Annotated in this window: 2 protein-coding genes; both read left to right on the top strand. The window is 36.8% G+C overall.

Going from position 1 to position 674, the window contains the following annotated elements:
• On the top strand, positions 1-264 hold a 264-nt coding region (locus CXF74_RS21550; protein WP_232772620.1), incomplete at its 5' end, for a hypothetical protein.
• A gap of 11 nt (positions 265-275) precedes the next feature.
• Positions 276-587: a hypothetical protein gene (locus CXF74_RS21545; protein ID WP_101084696.1), complete on the top strand. Its 312-nt coding sequence runs from the start codon at positions 276-278 to the stop codon at positions 585-587.
• Positions 588-674: the final 87 nt, after the last annotated feature.

Raw genomic sequence — 674 nt, 5'->3', positions numbered from 1 at the left:
GGCGTTATGCTTACAATCCGGAGGTTATGCGTGTTTGAAGATTTTGAAACAGTAAATATAACTCCAACAGAGTTTGAGTTGTTGGTGAAAAACTGGCTTGAGATGTCGGCTGGTAACTCTATTAAAGATCTAAAAGTAACTCATCTGGCTATGTTAAAAGGCTCAAGTGGTGATTATGAAATTGATGTTCTCGCTGAATTTGAAGTGTTTGGTGGTGCAAATATGAAGATAATAATCGAGTGTAAAAAATACGCTAGTGCATAAAGCGAGATGTGATGATGACACTCGATGCAAAAGTACGAGATTCAGGTGCACAAAAAGGTATGTTGTTTACAACATCTGGTTTTCAAAGTGGTGCAATTGAGTATGCCCAACAACGTGGATTAGCTGCTGTAGTTATCCAACCAGGATATGTTAAGTACATTGTCAACTCTACATGTGATGACAAAAACATTAAAAAACCGATTCTTACTTTGGCCTCTGAACATATTGGTTATTTATACACAATAAATGAAGAGGGCTATGAAGTAGCAAGTACTATAGATGGTTTAGAATATAATCCTTTAGCTGAGTTCTTTGAAAAGTAAGCATAACAAGGCACTTAAACGGAACTAAAACAGTGGGTTACGTTTCGCTTCGCTACACATTATAACCCACAATTTTAGTCCGCTTAG

Source organism: Psychromonas sp. Urea-02u-13, assembly GCF_002835995.1.
GTDB lineage: Bacteria > Pseudomonadota > Gammaproteobacteria > Enterobacterales > Psychromonadaceae > Psychromonas.
Note: the sequence above shows the minus strand (reverse complement) of the source record. Positions and strands in the feature narration are given on the sequence as shown.